This is a genomic window from Streptomyces sp. NPDC025833, assembly GCF_055558055.1.
This window is the reverse complement of sequence record NZ_JBVHNF010000023.1, coordinates 1-17,045: the sequence shown is the minus strand read 5'-3', so window position 1 is coordinate 17,045 and position 17,045 is coordinate 1. Positions and strand designations below refer to the sequence as shown.

20 protein-coding genes are annotated in these 17,045 nt (G+C 73.5%); 12 read left to right on the top strand and 8 right to left on the bottom strand.

Features of this window, described 5'->3' with window-relative positions; genetic code table 11:
• The first annotated feature begins 110 nt into the window (after positions 1 to 110).
• From ACZ4K2_RS32595 to ACZ4K2_RS32580, 4 genes are all read left to right on the top strand, one after another.
• On the top strand, positions 111 to 1,019 hold the full coding sequence (locus ACZ4K2_RS32595; protein ID WP_467479228.1) for a manganese catalase: 909 nt from the start codon (positions 111 to 113) through the stop codon (positions 1,017 to 1,019).
• A 106-nt stretch (positions 1,020 to 1,125) separates the two neighbouring features.
• Positions 1,126 to 1,383, top strand: a complete 258-nt coding sequence (locus tag ACZ4K2_RS32590; protein ID WP_467479230.1) for a hypothetical protein — start codon at positions 1,126 to 1,128, stop codon at positions 1,381 to 1,383.
• Positions 1,383 to 2,702 (top strand): Nramp family divalent metal transporter, encoded by a 1,320-nt coding sequence (locus ACZ4K2_RS32585; protein ID WP_467479262.1) that lies wholly within the window; start codon positions 1,383 to 1,385, stop codon positions 2,700 to 2,702. Before ACZ4K2_RS32590 ends, ACZ4K2_RS32585 begins: the two co-directional genes overlap by 1 nt.
• Before the next feature lie 237 nt (positions 2,703 to 2,939).
• Complete coding sequence (locus ACZ4K2_RS32580; RefSeq protein ID WP_201836477.1) at positions 2,940 to 3,146, top strand: cold-shock protein; 207 nt, start codon at positions 2,940 to 2,942, stop codon at positions 3,144 to 3,146.
• Positions 3,147 to 3,357: 211 nt separating this feature from the next.
• On the opposite strand, the gene ACZ4K2_RS32575 is transcribed toward ACZ4K2_RS32580, so the two are convergent.
• Both ACZ4K2_RS32575 and ACZ4K2_RS32570 read right to left on the bottom strand, forming a co-directional pair.
• Positions 3,358 to 4,485: a hypothetical protein gene (locus ACZ4K2_RS32575; RefSeq protein WP_467479232.1), complete on the bottom strand. Its 1,128-nt coding sequence runs from the start codon at positions 4,483 to 4,485 to the stop codon at positions 3,358 to 3,360.
• On the bottom strand, positions 4,482 to 5,096 hold the full coding sequence (locus ACZ4K2_RS32570) for an ankyrin repeat domain-containing protein (protein WP_467479234.1): 615 nt from the start codon (positions 5,094 to 5,096) through the stop codon (positions 4,482 to 4,484). The genes ACZ4K2_RS32575 and ACZ4K2_RS32570 overlap by 4 nt, the downstream gene beginning before the upstream one ends.
• Positions 5,097 to 5,397: 301 nt before the next feature.
• Between ACZ4K2_RS32570 and ACZ4K2_RS32565 the strand changes: the two genes are divergently transcribed.
• From ACZ4K2_RS32565 to cynR, 4 genes are all read left to right on the top strand, one after another.
• Positions 5,398 to 6,012, top strand: coding sequence for a carbonic anhydrase (locus ACZ4K2_RS32565; protein ID WP_467479236.1), 615 nt, complete (start codon positions 5,398 to 5,400; stop codon positions 6,010 to 6,012).
• Positions 6,013 to 6,133: 121 nt separating this feature from the next.
• Positions 6,134 to 6,604 carry a cyanase gene (gene cynS / locus ACZ4K2_RS32560; protein WP_467479238.1) on the top strand — a complete coding sequence of 157 codons (471 nt, stop codon included), beginning with the start codon at positions 6,134 to 6,136 and terminating at the stop codon, positions 6,602 to 6,604.
• A 178-nt stretch (positions 6,605 to 6,782) separates the two neighbouring features.
• The gene (locus ACZ4K2_RS32555) at positions 6,783 to 7,283 is read left to right on the top strand and encodes a nucleoside deaminase (RefSeq protein WP_467479240.1); all 501 of its coding nucleotides are present in this window, start codon (positions 6,783 to 6,785) and stop codon (positions 7,281 to 7,283) included.
• Positions 7,284 to 7,354: 71 nt separating this feature from the next.
• A complete protein-coding gene (gene cynR / locus ACZ4K2_RS32550; RefSeq protein WP_467479242.1) occupies positions 7,355 to 8,260 on the top strand; it encodes a transcriptional regulator CynR in 906 nt (301 codons plus the stop codon).
• A gap of 143 nt (positions 8,261 to 8,403) precedes the next feature.
• Here the strand turns inward: cynR and ACZ4K2_RS32545 are convergent, their stop codons facing one another.
• The 3 genes from ACZ4K2_RS32545 to ACZ4K2_RS32535 all read right to left on the bottom strand — a co-directional run bounded on the left by ACZ4K2_RS32545 (position 8,404) and on the right by ACZ4K2_RS32535 (position 10,699).
• Positions 8,404 to 8,922, bottom strand: coding sequence for a transglycosylase SLT domain-containing protein (locus ACZ4K2_RS32545; protein WP_467479244.1), 519 nt, complete (start codon positions 8,920 to 8,922; stop codon positions 8,404 to 8,406).
• Between the two features lie 495 nt (positions 8,923 to 9,417).
• The gene (locus ACZ4K2_RS32540) at positions 9,418 to 10,191 is read right to left on the bottom strand and encodes a hypothetical protein (RefSeq protein ID WP_467479245.1); all 774 of its coding nucleotides are present in this window, start codon (positions 10,189 to 10,191) and stop codon (positions 9,418 to 9,420) included.
• Positions 10,192 to 10,528: 337 nt separating this feature from the next.
• Positions 10,529 to 10,699 carry a DUF5670 family protein gene (locus tag ACZ4K2_RS32535; RefSeq protein WP_146464684.1) on the bottom strand — a complete coding sequence of 57 codons (171 nt, stop codon included), beginning with the start codon at positions 10,697 to 10,699 and terminating at the stop codon, positions 10,529 to 10,531.
• 320 nt (positions 10,700 to 11,019) lie between these two features.
• Here ACZ4K2_RS32535 and ACZ4K2_RS32530 point away from each other — a divergent pair, with 320 nt between their 5' ends.
• A complete protein-coding gene (locus ACZ4K2_RS32530; protein ID WP_467479248.1) occupies positions 11,020 to 11,946 on the top strand; it encodes a DMT family transporter in 927 nt (308 codons plus the stop codon).
• A gap of 152 nt (positions 11,947 to 12,098) precedes the next feature.
• Here ACZ4K2_RS32530 and ACZ4K2_RS32525 read toward each other — a convergent pair whose 3' ends face one another.
• A complete protein-coding gene (locus ACZ4K2_RS32525) occupies positions 12,099 to 13,481 on the bottom strand; it encodes an STM4012 family radical SAM protein (protein WP_467479250.1) in 1,383 nt (460 codons plus the stop codon).
• Positions 13,482 to 13,721: 240 nt separating this feature from the next.
• Between ACZ4K2_RS32525 and ACZ4K2_RS32520 the strand changes: the two genes are divergently transcribed.
• Complete coding sequence (locus ACZ4K2_RS32520; RefSeq protein WP_467479252.1) at positions 13,722 to 14,837, top strand: DUF1152 domain-containing protein; 1,116 nt, start codon at positions 13,722 to 13,724, stop codon at positions 14,835 to 14,837.
• Positions 14,838 to 15,111: 274 nt separating this feature from the next.
• Here ACZ4K2_RS32520 and ACZ4K2_RS32515 read toward each other — a convergent pair whose 3' ends face one another.
• Positions 15,112 to 15,807 (bottom strand): ANTAR domain-containing protein, encoded by a 696-nt coding sequence (locus ACZ4K2_RS32515; protein WP_467479264.1) that lies wholly within the window; start codon positions 15,805 to 15,807, stop codon positions 15,112 to 15,114.
• A 180-nt stretch (positions 15,808 to 15,987) separates the two neighbouring features.
• Between ACZ4K2_RS32515 and ACZ4K2_RS32510 the strand changes: the two genes are divergently transcribed.
• Both ACZ4K2_RS32510 and ACZ4K2_RS32505 read left to right on the top strand, forming a co-directional pair.
• Positions 15,988 to 16,335: an STAS domain-containing protein gene (locus tag ACZ4K2_RS32510; RefSeq protein WP_467479254.1), complete on the top strand. Its 348-nt coding sequence runs from the start codon at positions 15,988 to 15,990 to the stop codon at positions 16,333 to 16,335.
• Positions 16,336 to 16,432: 97 nt separating this feature from the next.
• Positions 16,433 to 16,912, top strand: coding sequence for an ATP-binding protein (locus ACZ4K2_RS32505; protein WP_467479256.1), 480 nt, complete (start codon positions 16,433 to 16,435; stop codon positions 16,910 to 16,912).
• A gap of 46 nt (positions 16,913 to 16,958) precedes the next feature.
• On the opposite strand, the gene ACZ4K2_RS32500 is transcribed toward ACZ4K2_RS32505, so the two are convergent.
• The coding region (locus ACZ4K2_RS32500; RefSeq protein ID WP_467479266.1) for a sigma factor-like helix-turn-helix DNA-binding protein at positions 16,959 to 17,045 on the bottom strand (87 nt) is incomplete at its 5' end.

Sequence of the window (17,045 nt, the reverse complement as noted above, 5' to 3'; positions counted from 1 at the left end):
GGGACGGGGTGGTGACGGTGCCCGCCTAGCGTCGCCGTCACCGGCCTCGGCGACCGGAGTGCCGGTGGACCGCCACTCGGCCGCACCGCGAGATCCATCGAGGAGCAGTGATGTTCTCCCACACCCAACGGCTGCAGTTCGAAGCCAAGCCCGAAAAGCCCGACCCCGTCTACGCACACAAGCTGCAGGAGCTGGTGGGCGGTGCCTACGGCGAGATGTCGGTGATGATGCAGTACCTCTTCCAGGGCTGGAACGCCCGCATCAAGGGCAAGTACAAAGACCTGATCATGGACATTGCCACCGAGGAGATCGGCCACGTGGAGATGCTGGCCACCATGGTGGCCCGGCTCCTGGAGGGCGCACCGGCCACGACCACCACCAAGGTCGCCGTCAGTGATCCCGCGGTCGGCGCGGTCATGGGCGGCATGGATCCGCAGCAGGCCATCATCGCCGGCGGTGGGGCGCTGCCCGCGGACAGCAACGGATACCCGTGGAACGGCCGCTACGCCATCGCCAGCGGCAACCTGATGGCCGACTTCTACGCCAACGTCGCGGCCGAGGCGCAGAGCCGGCTGCAGACCGCACGGCTGTACAACATGACCGACGACCCCGGCGTGAAGAACATGCTGCGCTTCAACCTGGCCCGGGACACCGTCCACCAGAACCAGTGGCTCGCCGCCATCGAGCAGCTCCGCGAGGACGGGCTGGAGAGCTACGTCGTCCCCGGCGGCCTGGAGGAGGAGGAGTACCGCGAGCACGCCCAGACCCTGTGGCACCTGTCCGACGGCACGGAGTCGGGCGCCGGGCTGTGGGCCGGCGGCCTGGCACCGGACGGCGAACACGAGCTGAGCGTGCTGGAGAACCCGCAGCCGCTCGGGGACCTCGGCATGGCTCCCCCGCCCGACCCGAAGCTGTTCGCCACCTATGACGGCAGCCAGGGGCCGCCCAAGGGGCCGGTCCTGGGCACCGAGACCGGCGTCAGGGGAAAGATCAGGGACGCGCTGAGCCCGGACGACTGAGGGCGGCCGCCGCGCCCGGTGGGCCGGTGGCCCGCCGGGCGGCACCGGCGGCCAGGACGTCCCGCGGTCCCTTCAGACATCCCCTCCAGGCATCCGGGGAGCGAGCATGGCAGTCTCCGACCCCGCCGCGGTACGGCGCGTCTCCCGCCCGTCCCCGGCACGTCTGCTTCTGATCTGTCTCCACTGCGCGGCGGCCGTCACCGCCGTGGCCCTCGGGAGTTGGCCCCAGTGGCTGCTCGCGCCGGTGCTGCTGGGCGCCGCCGGCCACCGGGCCGTCCTGTCCCGGCGGCTGGTGGGCACGGCACGGCGGCCGGGGTGCCCCGGCGCGGCGGCGGGCCGGACGGGCGAGGGGGGCCGGCCGTGATGCTCGACCCCCGGTCCTGCCGGAGCGTTCCCGCCGGCACGCTCCAGCCGCCCGCCGACGGGCCCGGGCACCCGGCGGCGCACGGCGCGCCGGCCCGCGGGGCGGGCCGGCGGGGCCGGTTCGGGCGCGGTCGTGCCGGACTCGCCGCGCTCGGCCCGGCCCTGGTGGTGTCCGTCGCCTATATGGATCCCGGCAACTTCGCCACGAACATGACCGCGGGCAGCCGTTACGGGCCGATGCTGCTGTGGGTGGTCCTCCTCGCCAATGTCGTGGCGATGTTCGTGCAGTACCTCGCCTGCAAGGTGGGCGTGGCCACCGGCAAGGACCTGCCGGAGCTGTGCCGGGAGCACAGCCCCCGTGCGGTGGCGTATGTGCTGTGGGTCCAGGCCGAGCTCGTCGCCATGGCCACCGACCTCGCCGAGTTCGTCGGCGGAGCGGTGGCCCTGCACCTGCTGTTCGGTCTGCCGCTGGTTCCCGCGGCGCTCCTGGTGGCCGTGCTGTCCCTGTTCCTCCTCGTCCTGGCGCCCGAGGGGCGGCGCCGTTTCGAGGCCGTCACCGCGCTGCTGCTGGGGGTGCTGGTCCTCGGGTTCGCCTACCAGTTCGTGCGGGCGGGGTCCTGGCACGGGGCGCTGTCCGGGCTGCGGCCGGAGCTGGCCGGGGGTCAGAGCCTGATGCTGGCCACGGGCATCGTCGGTGCCACGGTCATGCCCCACGTGATCTACCTGCACTCCTGTCTGGGCAAGCGGCCCGCCGCCACCTCGCCGGAGCAGAAACGGCGGGTGCTGCGCGGGCAGCGCACCTCTTTGGCCGTGGCGCTCGGAGTGGCCGGGCTGGTCAACGCCGGCATGCTCACCCTCGCCTCCACGGCGCTGCGCGGCGGCGGCCACGAGGAGAGCCTCGACGGCTTCCACGAGGGGCTGCGGACCGCGCTCGGCCCCGGGGCGGCCCTCGCCTTCGCCGTGGCCCTGCTGGCGTCCGGTCTCGCCTCCGCAGGGGTGGGCACCTTCGCCGGGCAGGTCGTCATGCGGGGGTTCCTGCGGCGGCAGGTCCCCCTGCTCGTGCGCCGGCTGCTCACCATGGCACCGCCCCTGGTCGTCCTCGCGGCGGGCGTCGCCCCCACCCGGGCGCTGCTGCTCAGCCAGATCGTGCTGTCCTTCGGCATCCCCTGCGCGCTCGCGCCCCTGCTGTGGTTCACCGCCCGGCGTTCACTGATGGGCCCCGTGGCCAACCGGAAGGTGACCACGGCGGCCGCGGTGGCGGTGTGCGCGGCGATCAGTGTCCTGAACGTCCTCCTTGTGGCCCAGTCCGTACACGGCTGAACGACGCGTTTCACCTGGGCTGAACGCCGTCTTCTGCCTGGATCGGGCGGGGTATCGGGTTGTTTCTCTCTGGCGTGGGCCGAGTACTGCATGTAGCGTCACGGTGGTTGTGGTGGTTGCCGTCACTGCCCGTGTCGCCTGGTACGGGCGCTCTGCTGTACGGGTGTACGGGCGTGGTGGCGGTGATCATCTGCGGGTCCACACGGCGTGGGCCCGGCTCGATCGAGAGGTATACGCATGGCCAGCGGGACCGTGAAGTGGTTCAACGCCGAGAAGGGTTTCGGCTTCATCCAGCAGGACGGCGGGGGCCCCGACGTCTTCGCGCACTACTCCAACATCAATGCTTCCGGCTTCCGTGAGCTTCAGGAAGGCCAGGCGGTGACGTTCGACGTCACGCAGGGCCAGAAGGGCCCGCAGGCGGAGAACATCACGGTCGTCGCTTAGAGCCGACGTCCGAGCGTGGCCCCCGGGAGTGTTCCCGGGGGCCACGTTTCGTGGTCGGTGGTCGTACTTACTTGAATACTCAAGCGAGCGGGTCGGAGCGCGGTGCCGGTTCGCCGAGTGGGTGGCGGGGCGACATGGCGGGCGCCCACACGGCCTTGGCGCCCAGGGTGGTACGGCGGGGCGCGGGCGCGAGGACCGCCCGGGCGGCGGGTCAGAGGACGGCGATGCCCAAGGGGCGTGTGCCGGCCGGGAATCGTGTCACCCGGCCGGTGTGGAGGTCGACGAGGCTGAGGCCGTCCCAGGAGCCGTCGCGGGTGAATCCGCCCGTGACGTAGGCGGTGCGGCCGTCGGCCGACAGGGCGACGGACTCGTGGGGGCCCTCCAGCGGGATGATCCGTTCCCGGCCGTCGGGGGCGCGGACGGTCAGCGAGGGGCCGTCGTCCCGCGCGGGGTCGATCGGGCCGGTGCCGACGACGTACAGGGTGCCGTCGGCGCCGATCGCGACCCCGTGCTGGTGGGTGTCGGCGCGCATGCGCTCGATGCGGACCCGGCCGGTGTCCGGGTCGACGACGGCCAGCCGCTCGCCCTCGAAGGGGAGCAGCAGCGCGCCGTCGGACGGCCGGACGGCGGTGTAGTGCGGTTTCAGCCAGGAGCCGAGGCCGCCCTGGGTGCCGTAGGGGGCCACTTGCATGCGGCGGGTGGTCCAGGCGGTGGTGTCGATGACGGTGACGTCGAAGGAGTCGTGGCCGGTGGCGTAGACGCGGCGGCCGTCGGGGGAGACGTCGACGTCGAAGGGGCGGCGTCCCACGGGCAGGGTGCGCACGACCTCGCGGCTGCGGGTGTCGATGACTTCGAGGGTGCCGTCGCCGTCCGGCACGTTCACGCCGGCGTAGACGCGGCGGCCGTCGGGGGACAGCGCGATGCCCATGCCGCCGCCCCGGTACTCGCCGGTGGTCACCGGGCCGGTGTCGGTCCGGTAGGGGATCAGCGCGGTGCGGGTGCGGGTCGTGGTGTCGACCACCGCGACGCCCTCGGCCGTGGTGACCCAGGCGTTCTTGTCGGGGCCGAGTGCGATGCCGTAGGGGGCGGTGCCCACGGTCACCGGGGCGGGGCCGGCGGTCCCCGGGCGCCGGGAGGGGGCGGCGAAGGTCACGGTGTCCGCGCCGAAGTCGGTCAGCAGCACGGTTTCCCGGGCGGCGGAGCCGCGTGGCGTGCCGGTGGCCGCCGCGGGCGGGGGCGTGTGCGGGGGTGGTGGGGCGGGGGCGGGTGTGCAGCCGGTCGGCACGGTGGCGGCGAGCGCGGCGAGGGCGCAGGCCGCGGCCTGTGCGGTCCTCCTCACTGTTCGGCCTGGCGCAGTACGGCCGCCAGTTCGGCGAAGCCGCGGCGTTCGGCGTGTGTGCGGGCGGTGACGCCGTCGCCGTCCGGGAGCAGCGGGTCGGCGCCCGCCGCGAGCAGTGCGCGGACGACCTCCTGGTGCCTGCGGCCGCCGTCGCCGAGGATCACCGCCTCCAGCAGGGCCGTCCAGCCGAGCCGGTTGACGTGGTCGACATCGGTGCCGGTCTCGGCCAGTACCGCGCGTACGTAGGCCACGTGGCCGCGTTCAGCGGCCGGGATCACCGACACTCCGCCGTAGCGGTTGGTCAGTGTCACGTCCGGGCCGCCGGGCAGCAGGGCGCGCATCATCGCCACGCTGCCGGTCACCCCGGTGACGAGCCAGGGGCTGTCCCGCCGGTCGTCCTGGGCGTTGACGTCGGCGCCCGCGGCGACGAGTGCTGCGGCCGCCGCCACCCGGTCGGCGAGGGCCGCGCGGAGCAGGGGGGTGCGGCCCTCGGGATCGCGGGTCTCGCGGTCCGTGCCGGCGGCCAGGGCCGCGCGGACGGCGTCGGCGTCGCCGCGGTCGGCGGCGTCCAGCAGGGCGAGGTCGGTGGCAGAGGGGGTCTTCCGGGTCATGGGTGTCCTTCACGGGGCGGTGACGGGCGCGCTGCCTCGCCGTGCTCCCAGCGTCGCGGTCGGGGTGCCGCCCGCCCGTCGGTGTTCCGGCTGCGCTCGGATGGCCGCAGGGGTGAGGGCCGGGTCGTCCGATCGGATGATCCTGCCGGCGGGACGGGGCGGGCCCGGTGCGGTGCGCGGGTCATTGATGGGACCAATGGGGGGCATCACTGGTGCGTCTTGGACCCTATAGGTCCTTGTCACGCATGGTGGTTCGTGCCGGCCCCGGCAGGCCGGCTACACCCACCGAAGGGAGTGCCCCATGCGCGGCCTCGCCGAGGGCGTCCGCCGTTTCCAGCGGGACGTCCGTCCGCACAAGGCGGATCTGTTCGCCCGTCTGGCCGACACCCATGCGCCGCACACGCTGTTCATCGGCTGTTCCGACGCCCGTGTCGTCCCGGAACTGATCACGGACAGTGAGCCGGGTGAGCTGTTCGTGATCCGGACGGCCGGGAACATCGTCCCGGTCCACGGTCCGCACGCCGAGGCGGTGGCCGCGAGCGTCGAGTACGCGGTCGCGGTCCTGAAGGTCGCGGACATCGTCGTGTGCGGGCATTCGGCCTGCGGCGCGATGACCGCGCTGGCCGAGGGCCACGACCTGGGCGCGGTGCCCGCGGTCGGGCGGTGGCTGCGGCACGCCGGCGCCCCGCGGGCCGGCGGGGCGGGGGACGTGGCGGGTCTGGTGCGCGCGAACGTGCGGGCCCAGCTGGCCAGTCTGGCCGCCCACCCGTCCGTGGCCCGCGCCCTGGCCGAGGACGCCGTCCGGCTGCACGGCTGGGTCTTCGACATCGCCACCGGCGACGTCGAGGTGCTCGACGCGCTCGATGGGCGCGACGTGAGCGATGTGCGCGGTCGTACCGGCGCGGACGCGGCCTGAACTTCCCCCGTCTTCCTCCGGTCCGCCGCCCCGGTGGCGGGGCCGTGGTCCGCCTTCCGCATGTCGTATCCGACTGCGAATCCGAACCTCTCGTTTTTTTCGTACCCGAAGGAGAATCCGCATGACGCACGCCCAGTTCGACCCGGCCGCACGTCAGGCCGTGGCCGCCGCCGCGGTCGAGGCCAAGACCCGCAAGGACCTCACCTGGCAGCAGATCGCCGATGCCAGCGGGCTGTCGGTGGCGTTCACCACCGCGGCCGTCCTCGGTCAGCACGCCCTGCCGCAGGAGGCCGCCCGTGCGGTCGGCGAGCTGCTGGGGCTGGACGAGGACGCGGTGCTGCTGCTGCAGACGATCCCCACGCGGGGGTCCATCCCCGGCGGCATCCCCACCGACCCCACCATCTACCGCTTCTACGAGATGCTCCAGGTCTACGGCACCACGCTGAAGGCCCTGGTGCACGAGCAGTTCGGCGACGGCATCATCTCGGCCATCAACTTCAAGCTGGACGTGCAGAAGGTCGCCGACCCCGAGGGCGGCGAGCGTGCCGTGATCACCCTGGACGGCAAGTACCTGCCGCTCAAGCCCTTCTGATGCCGCGGCCGCCGTTCTGACGCCGAGCCGTCGGCGTCGGGCACTCCCCCCACCGGGCGGGTCCGGAGAGTTTTCCCGGCCCGCCCGTGCCGCCGCGCCACCGCACACGCCGTGGCCGGCCCGGCACGCCCCCTCCTCCCCCCACACACACCGCAGATTCCGTGAAGGACGGCACGACATGGACTTCGCCCAGCGCACCATCGACCTCGCCCACCGCAACGTCACCGAGGGCGGCCGCCCGTTCGCGACGGTCATCGTCAAGGACGGCGCGGTCCTCGCCGAAAGCGCCAACCAGGTCGCCCAGACCAACGACCCCACCGCGCACGCCGAGATCCTCGCCATCCGCGAGGCGTGCCGGAAGCTGGGCACCGAGCACCTGGTGGGCACCACGATCTACGTGCTGGCCCACCCCTGCCCGATGTGCCTGGGCTCGCTGTACTACTGCTCCCCCGACGAGGTGGTCTTCCTCACCACCCGGGACGCCTACGAGCCGTACTACGTGGACGACCGCAAGTACTTCGAACTCGCCACGTTCTACGGTGAGTTCGCCAAGGACTGGGACGAGCGGCGGCTGCCCATGCGCCATGAGCCGCGCGAGGCGGCGGTGGACGTCTACAGGCTGTGGCGGGAGCGCAACGGCGGCGAGCGGCGCGTCACCGGCGTCCCCACCGCGTCCTGAGCGCTGGCACCGCGCGGGCCGCGGCGGGCGCGGGCGAAAGGACGGCGGCTGAGCGCCGTTACATTGGCGGGGTGTCCGTGGAACTGCGTCACCTGCGCTACCTGCTCGCCGTGGCCGACCACGGCAGCTTCACCCGGGCGGCCGAGGAGCTGTACATCTCCCAGCCGACCCTGTCCCAGCAGGTCAGACAGCTGGAGCGGACGCTCGGGGTGCAGTTGCTGGACCGAACCGGGCGCAGTGTGCGCCTCACCGACGCCGGTGAGGCGTACGTCCGGCACGCCCGGCGGGCGCTGCGTGACCTGGCCGCCGCGGAGCGTGCGCTGCACGACCTGCAGGATCTCTCCCGCGGCCATCTGAGGCTCGCGGTCACCCCCTCCTTCACCGCCTACCTCGTCGGCCCGCTGGCGGCGGAGCTGTACGGCCGGCATCCGGGGCTCACCCTGACCATCCGGGAGATGACGCAGGACGACATGGAAGCGGCCCTGCTCGGTGACGGCATCGACCTGGGGATCGCGTTCGCCGGAGCGCACCAGCAGGGCGTCGAGGCCGCCGATCTGTACACCGAGACGCTGAGCCTCGTCGTCCGTGCCGACCCGGGCGCGCCGCCCCGCGAGGAGCCGCTGGACCTGCGGGCGCTGGCGGACACGGAGTTCGTGCTGCTCAGCGGTGACTTCGCCACGCGCGGGCACATCGACGGCTATTTCGCCGAGCACGGGGTCACCCCGCGGATCACCATGGAGGCCAACTCCATCCAGGGGCTGATCGAGATCGTCCAGCGCACTCCGCTGGCCACGGTCCTGCCCGACGCGGTCACCCACGACCATCCCCGTCTGCGTCCGGTGCCGCTGCGGCCGGCCCTGCCGGACCGCGGGGTCGCCCTCCTCGGACGCTCCCACGCCTACCGCAGCGCTGCCGTGCGGGCCTTCACCCGGCTCGTCGACGACGTGGTGGAGGCACGCGGCTACCGGCCGCGGTAGCGGACGGGCGGGCGGCGGTCGGGGGGTGTGTGCGGCCGGGGCTGTGTGCGGCCGGGGGGGTGTGCGGCCGGGCCGTGAGGCCGGCCACGGGGGTGCGCCGGGTGCGGGTCCTCGCCCGCGCGGCCCGGCGCGTCGGGGGTGGCTCAGTACGCGGAGTTGACGTTGTCGATGGAGCCGTAGCGGTGCGCGGCGTAGTTGGCGGCGGCGGTGATGTTCGCGACCGGGTCGGTGACGCTCTGCGCGGTGCCGGCGACGTGGTAGGCGTTGAAGGTGGGGTCGATCACCTGGAGCAGGCCCTTGGAGGGGATGCCCTTCTGCGCGTTGACGTCCCAGTTGTTCTGGGCGCTGGGGTTGCCGCCGGACTCGCGCATGATGTTGCGGTGCAGGCCCTCGTAGCTGCCGGGGATGCCCTTCTGCTTCATGATGGCCAGCGACTTCTTGATCCAGCCGTCGAGGTTGTTCGCGCTGCCCGCGGCGGCGGGGTCGGCGTGGCCGTCGCGCGAGGCGGCGGTGGCGGTGTGGGCGCCGCGCGGGGCCTCGGCGGCGTGCGCGGCGGCGGGCATGAGGGTGAGGGCGGCGGCCGCGGCGCCGGTCGTGGCGATGCCGGTCAGAGCGAGGGAGCGCAGGCGGGCAAGGCGGCGGGGGGCGGTGATCGCGGTCATGAAGGGGGACACTCCTGTGGGACGTCTTCGAGGCGCCGGCCGGAAGTTTCCGGTCGCGGCCTGCAGGGCGTCGGGGTGAAGCCCTGTGCTGCACGGCGCGGCGGACACGGTGGGCGTAGGACGCCCGGTCGGCCCCGCGGCTTGCGGCAACGACCAACATGGTTAGCGGCCCGCCGAGGGCAGGGCAAGAATGTGACGTACTACGCCGTTTCGTAGGAAACTCTCAAAACGGTCATTCGGCGTGTTCCGTGCCTGCTCGTCGCGGCGCCCGGCTACGGCCGGGCTTAGGACGTGATATGGCCCCTATGGGGCGCGTCACCCGTTTTCTGGCGGAAACCGGCCGTCGGCCCGGCTGCCGCAGGGGTCCCACCGGGGTCCCACAGGGGTCTCGTGCGGACCGGGCATCCCCCGGTGGCCGACACGTTCCGCTCACGAGGCATGACGTGATGCCACGGGCGTCCCGGAGGCTCCGGCGGGCGGGCGGCCCGGGGGCGTTCAGGTCCGCAGGCGGGTGCGGTCACCCATCACGACGACGGGGTGCTGCGCCGGGTCCAGCGTGCGCAGCAGTGTCTTCATGCCGCTCTCGGGGACGGTGACGCACGCCGAGGTGCCGTCGCCGTGGTCCATGTGGAGCCAGATCCCGCCGCCCTTCTCCACCCCGTCCGGGCGGCTCCAGTCGAACGGCGGTACGCCCTTGAGCCGGTTGTAGTCGATGGCGATGACGTGGTCGAAGTCATGGGCGTGGACCTGCTCGGGGAGCAGCATGGCGGCGTAGGCGTTGTCGTCGCGCCAGTAGCGCAGCCGGCTCCCGGGGTCGGCGAGCGTGCCGCCCGCGTCGGTGAGGGTGAACACACCGACGGGGCTGCGCTCGTCGTCCATGCGGTGGTCCTCCGTCCAGCCCAGCCGGCCGTTGTGCGCGGGCCAGCTCGCCGTCCGCACCCACGTCGAGTCCTGCTTCTGGTAGAGGACGGCGAGGCTGTCGGCGGAATCCCGGCGCTCGCCGTAGACGACGACCGCCTGGCCGGTGCCGGGCGGCACCTGACTCCACATCCGGTCGCCGACACCCGGGAGGCGGCTGCCCACGGACTGGCCGGGATAGGCGGACGCCGCGCCGGGCGCGCCGCGGGAGGTCTTGCGCTCGACGGTCTGGTCGCACGCGGTGGCGCCGGCCAGCAGCAGGCCGCAGGCGAGGGCCGTGGACAGGGTGTGACGTACGCCGCCGCGCCGCGCCGGCCGGCGGCGGGAGGAGTTCTCCGTGGGTATCCGCATGGTCAGGATCTTGTGACGGGGCGGACACGGTCCGCATCCGGACGCGGCATCCGGCCCAACCCCCCATCACCCGCCCGCCGGACGGCGACCGAAGGAGCCGGCCCGGGTGCCCGGTCCCTCGGCCCGGGGCAGCGGTCCCGCGGAACTTGGAGGCGCAGGGTTCCACTGCTGGTTCCGCGGGGCCGCTGTTTTGCTCACATACCCCTTGCGGCATCCGATAGGCCCGATTCGCGTCCGGCCCGCGGGCCGGGTCCGCGGCACGGCGAAGGGCCCGGCCGTGGACGGCCGGGCCCTTCGGGGCCGTGCCGGGCGCGGTTCTCGCGTCCGGCAGGTGTGTCTACCAGCGGTACCAGCGGCCCTTGCGGCCCGCTCCGTCCGCCGAGCGGACGACGAAGCCGAGCAGCCAGACCACGAGCACGATCACCGCGATCCACCACAGCGCCTTCAGGGCGAAGCCCGCGCCGAAGAGGATCAGGGCCAGCAGAAGAACCAGAAGCAGGGGAACCATCGTTATCAACCTCCTGGCCCACCGAATGCCCTTACTTCTGCCCTACACGCACACATACCGCACGTTATTTTCCGGCGATGCAGGGCATGTGCGTGCCCTGCGGTGTTCCCCCTGTACGGCGTCCCACGCGTCGGCGCGGCCGGCGGCGCGGCGTGGCCCGGCTTGAGGCAACGTCCAAGCGGGCTGCGGGGACTTGGTGGCTTCTCCCAATGGGGCGCTCCGGGGGAGGTGGCTAGCGTCGGGGCCAGGAGTCGTCGGGTGTGCCACCGAGGTGTGCTGTGCCGCGGGATCCTGCCCGGCCCTGCGGAATGTGAGGGAGCGTGAGGAGCACAGCGGGCAAACTCGGGGAGGCCCTGCGCACCGGAGGTGTGGCCCCCGTCCTGGCGGCCGCCTTCCTCTGGGGCACCGTCGGCCCGGCCCAGGTCCTCGCCGGCAGCGGTGCCTCGCCGGTGGCGATCGGCGGGTGCAGGATGCTGCTCGGCGGATTGGTCCTGGGACTGTTCACCGTGCGCCGGGCGGGGCTGCGTTCGGTGTGGCGGCGCCGCTGCCGGGGGTGGGTGCTGGTCAGCGTCCTGGTCACCGCGGTGTTCCAGGTGTGCTTCCTGGAGGCGGTCGACCGCGGCGGCGCGGCGCTGGCGACCGCCGTCACCTTCGGCACGGTGCCGGCGGTGTCGGGGGTGTGCGGGCGGGTGCTGACCGGTGAGCGGCTCGGCGGGGTGTGGATGTGCGGCACGCTGTGCGCGGTGGTGGGCATCGCCCTGCTCCTCGTGCCCGCCGACGCGGGTGCGGGCGATGCCTCCGGGGTGCTGCTGGGAATGGTGGCGGGAGCGAGTTTCGGGGTGTACATCGCGGCGACCAAGCGGCTCGGGGAACTCGGCGCCGACACCGTCGCCGCCGCGCCCGTCAGTGTGTTCTGCGCCGGTGTCCTGGTCCTGCCCTGGGTCCTGGCCCGGCCGCACGGGCTCGCCGAGCCCCGGGCCGTCCTGCTGGTCGGATGGCTGGCACTGGCCACGACGGCCCTGGGCTACCTGCTGTTCACCCGCGGGGTGGCCCGGATCAGCGGCTCGACCGCCGGCACGCTGAGCCTGGCCGAACCGCTGGTGGCCGCGCTGCTCGGGGTCCTCGTGCTCGGTGAACGGCTCGGCGCTACGGCCGTGGCCGGGGCGCTGCTGCTGCTGGGCGGCCTGGCCGTGGTGTCGGTACCGGTGCGCCGGCCGGCCCGCGCCGAGGCACCCGCCCGGGGATGACCCGGGGATGAACGGGGGGGATGAACGGGCCCGTCCGCCGTCCGGGCCGGGGAGGAAGGTCCGGGCCCGGACGGCGGGCGGGCCCGGACGGCGCTGACCCGCACCGCCCGGACGGGGGCGGTGCGGGTGCGGGGGGCCGTCCGGGAGGCCGGTCAGCGGTCCCGGTAGGAGGTCATGGCCTCGTTGACGCGCGCGGAGAAGAACAGCGGGCCGATGGCGTCCGCCCAGGCCATCCCCTCCGCGCTCAGCCGCAGCACCTTCTCGTCGCCGTCCAGCCAGCCGCGCTCGGCGAGCAGGGCGAACGGGCCGGGGAAGTCCTCCTGCGGCACGCTGGAGAACCGCTGCCGGTACTGCTCCACCCGCAGCCCGCCGGACTCCAGGAGCATGCCGAGGACGAACATGCGGCGCCGCTCGTCGTCGTCCATGCGGAACGACCACTGCGCGCGGCGGAACTCCTCCGTCGGCGTCGCGATGTAGTCGTCGATGATGCGCCGGACCTCGGGGACGGCCACCGCGTAGTCGGTCGTGTAGTGCAGATCGTTCGTGAACGACCGCGCACCGACACCGAGGCCGACCATGCCCGCCTGCTGGTTGTACTCGCTGATGTTGCTGTCGTCCGCGCCCTCGACCGCGGCGGTGCCGATCCGGCTGAACACCCGCATCGAGGTCTGCCGGTACCCGGCGGCCAGCAGCCGGTCCCGGCCGAAGCGGTAGAGCCGCAGCCTCTGTTCGTCCCACAGGCTGCCGTCGGCGTCGTGGCGGGCCATCAGGCCGGTCAGCGGACGGACGTAGAGGGGGTAGAGGTAGATCTCCTCCGGCTCCCAGCTCAGCGCCGCGTCGAGGGAGACCTGGAAGGACTGCTCCGTCTGGCCCTCGATGCCGTAGATCAGGTCGATGTTGAGGATGGGGAAGGCGGCTTCCTTCAGCCGGGTCAGCGCGGCCTCCACCTCGCTGCGCTTCTGCGGGCGGATCGCCGCACGCGCCTCCTCGTCGACGAAGCTCTGCACCCCGATGCTGAGCCGGGTGGCGCCGCGCTCGGACAGCACCGCGATGCGGTCGGCCGTCGCCGTGGCCGGCGAGGTCTCCACCGACCAGGGCACGGCCCGCAGGTCCGCGCCCATGACGTTCTCGCAGATGTCGCAGAGCCGGGTCAGCTCGTCCGCGGTGAGGTAGGTCGGGGTGCCGCCGCCGAACGCGGCGAGCGTGAACCGCGGTGTGCCGTTCGCCTCCAGTGCCTCCCGGGTCGCCCGGGCCTGCCGTTCGAGCGTGCCGAGGAAGTCACGGGTGACCTCCTCGGGAGCGCCGGTACGGGTGAAGAGGTTGCAGAAGCCGCACCGCATCTCGCAGAAGGGGATGTGCACGTACAGCGAGAGGGCGTCCAGCCGTTCGCCGGCCCACACGTCGGTGAGGAGCGGGCGGTCGTCGGTGAGCCGGTAAGCCTTCTGGTGCGGATAGGCGTAGACGTACTGCTTGTAGGGCGTGGTGGGCTCCTCGGCGGCCGAGGAGACGGTCAGGAGCGGTAAAGAAGTCGACACTGGGGCGGTGCTTCCTTTCGGTTTGCATCCGTTGGTCGCGCCGTGTCACAGCTTGTTCGACTGGGGGTCACTTCAGATATGAGGCGAAGTGCCGAAGTAATCGGGTTTCCCCGCACCTGATTTGGCAGGTTCGGCGGCTTGCCGGGGCACCTGCGGCATGAGAACGGAGGGGGGCCGGGCAGGGGGAAGAGGGCGCCGCGCCCTGGAAACGGCGGTGGTCATGGGATACCCATGTCCTCCATGAAGCGACTTCTCTTAGCCGCCGGCGGTGGTGGCGACGCCATCACGACGGCGATGGTGCACGCCGCGCTCCACGGCGCCGGGACGGACGCGCTCGTGCTGACCTACGCCTGGGAGCGGCTGGTCGTCGACCCGGTGCCGGGCCCCCGCCGGCCGTCGGACTTCACCGGCCTGGTGCCGGCGGGCCCCACGCTGCGGCTGCTCACCCCGCGGTCCGCGCCCCGGCCGCCCGCCGGATCGCTGCTGCCCCGCCTCGCCGCCGACCTGCTGCCCGAGATCGGGATGCTCGACCCCTACGACGGCGTGGTGGGACTGGCCCGGCAGATCGAGGAGGCCGCCGCGTACTGCGGGACCGGCCACGTCGACGTCGTCGACGTGGGGGGCGACGTGCTGGCCGACGGCAGCGAACCCACCCTGCGCAGTCCGCTCGGTGACGCGCTCGCGCTGGCCGCGTGCGCGCACACGGGCCTGGACACCTCGGTCCACGTCGCCGGTCCCGGCCTCGATTCGGAGGTGCCCGAAAGCGCCCTGCTGCCGCTGCTGGGAACGCCGGTCCACACGCTGACCGCCGCCGACACCCTGTGCGTGCGGCGCGTCTTCGACTGGCACCCCTCGGAGGCGAGCGCGCTGCTGGTGGCGGCGGCCCGCGGCATACGCGGCGTCTGCGGCACGCGGGACGCGCCGCGGCCGGTGACCCTGACCGACGCGAGCCCCGGCGTCTACCGGCTCACCCTGGCCCGCGCGCTGGAGATCAACACCCTGGCACGGGAACTGGCCGGCACCGGCGACCTGGCCGAGGCCGAGCGGGCAAGCCTGCGCGTCTGCGGGTTCTCCGAGATCGCCCGCGAGCGCGAGCGGGCCGAGGAACTGCGCCGGGCCGCTCCCCCGGCCGCCGCCGCGGCCCGCCGCCCCGCCGGGCAGCCGCTGCCCGAGCGCTACGCACGGTGGGAGCAGCGGACCGCGGACGACGGCATCGCCTACGTCACCACCCGCCGCATCGCCGAGGAACTCACCCTGGACCAGGACGAGCTGACCCGGCTGCGCACCCATCTGCGGACCGTCGTGCCCTCCCGGCACGCCCCGCCCCTGTGGCGGCTCGGCACGGCCGGGCGGTGACACCGCGCCACCGCCCGGCGGCCCGGCACCGCCTCGCCGGGCACCGTCACGGGGCATCATCATGCCGGGCGCCGTCCTGCCCGGCCGCGTCACGGCGGGCGCCGTCACGGCGGGCGCCGTCACGGCGGGCCGGGCGAACCGCCGCGGGTGCGCGGGCGGTTCCCGGCCGGCCCGGGGACGGTGACGGGTGGCCGGGGGCGGGGTTGGTCGCCGGAGGCCGGGGCCGGAGGGGGCCGATGCCGGTGGTCGGTCGCCGGTGCTTCGGTGACCGGTGTCAGGGCCTCGGCCGCAGGGGTGCCCGCGGGGCGGGGGGCTGGTCGGCGAGGGTGGTGAGCAGGCGGGCGCAGACGTCGCGGAGCTTGAGGTTGGTCTGCTGGGACAGGCGGCGCAGCAGGTCGAAGGCCTCCTTCTCGCCGCACTTGTGCTGCTGCATGACGCTGCCGATGGCCTGGTCGATCACGCTGCGGGAGGCCAGCGCGGTCTGCAGCTCGCGGGTGAAGTCCTCCGCGTCGGCCAGGCGCTGCGCCAGCGCGATGCCGCCGCCGGCCTGGGCGGCGAACAGCGCGAGCCGGTCCCGGTCCTCGGCGCTGAAGGCGTCGGGGCCGGTGGCGTAGAAGTTCAGCGCGCCCACGGTGTGGGTGCGGGCCGCTACCGGCAGGGACAGGCAGGAGCGCACGCCCAGGCCGGCGGCGAAGCCGGGGTAGGGGCCCCACCGGGTCTCCCGGCGCGTGTCGGGCACGTGCACGGTCTCGCCGGTGCGCAGGGCCTGCAGGCAGGGGCCGTCGTCCTGGCCGTACTGCTCCTCGTCCAGCTTCTCCGCCGTGCCGCCGGTGCTGACCACGGTCAGCGGCCGGTGCCGCCGTTGCAGGGTCACGCCGCAGCCGTCCGCGCCCGAGGCTCTGACGGCGTCCTCGACCAGGTGGTGCAGGAACTCCCGCAGGGAGGAGGTCTCCAGGATCCAGTCGATCATGTCCAGCGCGTGCTGCTCGCGGTCGCGGTCCACCGCTGGTCACCTCCCACAGCGCGGTCTTCGTCCCCTCAGGGCGGCTCGTGGTTGCTGATACCCGCTGGGCCCGGCGCTACCGGCACGCGCACCCCTGCGCACCGGGGGGGATTGGCTTGGGCCGGTGACGGGTGTGAGGATGGCCCGATGTCCGCGCCCTTCCCGACGAAAGTGCACGTCACGCGCTTCGATCAGCTCCTGCTGATCACGCTGCGCGGTGAACTGGACCACGACGACAGCGAGGAGGTCGAGGCGGCCCTCACGGCTGCCCGTCAGGCGGAGCCGCCCACCACCGCGGTGGACCTCTCCCGGGTCGTCTTCGCCGACAGCATGCTCCTCAACGCCCTCCTGGACGCCCACCGACGGCACCGGGCCGACGGCCGCGACCTCGTCCTCGTCGGCCCCCTGCAACCGGCCGTGGACCGGCTGCTGGCCGTCAGCGGAACCCTGGAATACTTCACGATCGCCGGTACCGGGCCCACGCCCGGCAGCTGACCGTGTGCCCATGAGAGTGACGACAGTGGGTACGCGAAACAACTCGACAACCACGCCATGTGATCGAAAGCCGAAGAACGACCCACAGGACAGTTCTATGGTCACCCCGCTCAGGAACCATGCCCCGGATGAACGCGAACCCGCCCCGCGCCTGTGGCACAGCACGGTGTGGGACATCGGCGACGCCCCGATCACCGCGGCCCGCCAGGCCGTGCGCACGCTCCTCGCCCGGGCGGGGCACCCCCCGGAACAGCGCACGAGCCAGGACGCCCAGCTCGTCGTCAGCGAACTCGTCACCAACGCCTACCGGCACGCGCCCGGCCCCGGCGGCCTCGAACTGGAGGTCACCCCCGACGCCGCCGTACTGCGCATCACGGTGCGGGACAGCTCCCCGCACCGGCCCGAGGTCCGCCCGCACGACCCCGGCCGCATCGGCGGGCACGGCCTGCGCCTGGTCACCCGCCTGTGCGCCCGGCTGCACACCACCGCCCTGGAGAGCGGCAAGCAGGTGGTGGCGCACCTGAACCTGCACCCGGACGGGCTCCCCGCCGGGCACCCGCCCCACGGCCCGCGCTGACGCCGGGCGTACCGGCCGGCTCGTGAGCGGGCGGCGGGCGGTGGGCTCAGCCCTTGGTGAGCAGGCCCTCGCGCAGGCGGGCCAGGGTGCGTGACAGCAGCCGGGAGACGTGCATCTGGGAGACACCGAGACG